Source organism: Mycobacterium sp., from assembly GCF_035506235.1.
Lineage (GTDB): Bacteria > Actinomycetota > Actinomycetes > Mycobacteriales > Mycobacteriaceae > Mycobacterium.
On the sequence record NZ_DATJPU010000013.1, the window covers coordinates 1 to 2,066 of the forward strand.

Consider the following 2,066-nt stretch of genomic DNA (forward strand, 5'->3'; position numbering starts at 1 on the left):
GGCCTAGCCCGGATCGTTCAGTAGGCGCGTGATGTGGGTGCGCGGGGCGCGCTTGGGGCTGGCGGTGGGTCGTTGGGCGCCGGTCGAGTTCGTGTGAGGGTGATGGAGCCGTCTGCGCGGAGAGGTCGCGGTGGTCGATGGTCGTTGGTGGGCAGCGTTGATCGTCGGCGGCCGGCCGCGTTGGCGAGTGGTCGTCGGTGGCGGCGGGGCCGGTCAGCGCGCCGGTGGTGGCAGCGCGGCGAGGCGGGCGAAGGCGGCGGCCAGGGCGTGGGCCCAGGGCCAGCCGCGCGCCAAGCGCAGGGTCGCGCGACGGGCATGGAAGGCCAGCCGGGCGGCGGTGTGTAGCAGTCGGTAGCGCAGCGTCTTGGGTTCGCAGACAGCGAGCTCGCCGTCGAGCGCGAGGTGCTGGGTCCAAGCGATGATGTCTTGGGCGATGAGCGAGATCTCCAGCCAGGCGGCGTTGTGATCGAAGTCGCGGAACGGCAGATTCCCCAGGCCGGTCTGTTTGGCGACGCGGACGCGGTCTTCGGCGCTGGCGCGGGCGCGGTGCAGGCACTCGAGCTCGACCGCGTCGCCCTGAAGGTCGGTCAGGGTGGCCAGGAAGCGGTGGCCGTCATGGTCGGTGAAGGACAGCTGCGCGCCGGGGTGCGGACGCTCGCGGCGCACGATCACCCGGCTGCCCACGGGCCAGCCTGTGAGGTCGAGGCGGTCGGTGATCTCGGCAACCCACGCGCCCTCGCGCGCTTCGCCGTCCTGGCGGATCGCCGGACGCCACGCCGGTTCGGGCAATTCCAGGATCGCCCGGCGGATCGTCTCGGTCAGGTCGAAGCCCATCAGGAAGTTGACCGCGCGGCGCGCAGCTCGTCGGTGAGCTCGTGCGTCGCGGCGGCGCTGTCGGTGCGCACCACGGTCTGTGCGTGCTCGACGACGTTGCGCGGTAGCTGCTCGAGCGCGAGGTCGACGATCTCAACGTGGTCGGCGGCGGTGTTGGCGCCGGCGTTGCCCGGCCGCAGCACCCCGGCCAGCGGCTCTCTGGTGCCCTCCAGAAAGGCCAGCAGCGGGTGAAACCCGAAACCGCCCTTGAACGTGGCGGCGGCGCCGTCCCTCTCGGAATGCGACGTGATCAGCGTTGCGTCGATGTCGATGACCACTCGCGCGGGCGCCGCTCCGGCGTTCCAGGCGTTCTCGCGCGCCCGCGCGCGGGCGGCGCGCAGGGCGTCGAGCAGACCCGGATCGCCGGCGATCGCATCGACGACCCGAAACGCCGTCGCGTTGGAAGCCACGCGCCCGAACAGCGGCTCCTGGTCGCGGACGGCGCGCAGATCCGAGAGGCAGTCGCCACCGTCGGCGAGCATCACCGCCAAGTCCCTGACGATCCGGCCCGGGTCGTGCCTGCCGCGGCGCTCACGCACCCCCGCCAACCCCTGCAACAGCGCCCGCGTCAGGCCCAACCGGTCAGCCGCCTCGGCCAACAACGCCGCGCCGGCATGCGAGACCAACCCGTCTCCGTCCGGCGTGACTTCTACGGTAAACCGGCGCCCATCGCGCTGCACCTTCAAGGTGATCCTCCCGAGTCGCTCTGCAGGCCTTCGACATCCCGCAGAATCCCTGCTCAGGCGGACAGCCCAGCGGCCCCGACCACCGGGGCCGCCGCTGCTTCATGCACGATCCGGGCTAACCGGCCGCAGGACACTGAACGCCTACATAAACTGCCTGATTTGCAGGGACTTTGCCAGTCGTGATTTGGAACACATCTCGCACTGGCCTGAGAGGTCGACCAAGAGGATCCGCAGGTGGTTGCCGATGCCTATAAAACGGGTGAGGGCGGCGTGTTGACCGTTGACAGAGGAGGTATCGCGTGGGATCGTCGCGTGCGAGAGGGAAGGGAGGCAGCGGTATGTCTTTGGCTACGCGCATGTTCCTCGCAAGCTTGGTGCTCGGGGTCGCCGTGATCAGCCCGGACGCGGCACTCGGGGCGCCGCAGCGCCACGCGCTGCCGCTGGTCGGCAAGGGAACGATGGTCGTAACGGTCAACGGTTCCAGTCTGACCTCGACGTCTTCCGGTC

At 70.2% G+C, this 2,066-nt stretch carries 1 pseudogene; it reads right to left on the reverse strand.

The window, feature by feature from the left end:
• Positions 1-213 precede the first annotated feature (213 nt).
• Positions 214-1,553, reverse strand: a pseudogene (locus VMD50_RS01775) (IS1380 family transposase).
• Positions 1,554-2,066 lie beyond the last annotated feature (513 nt).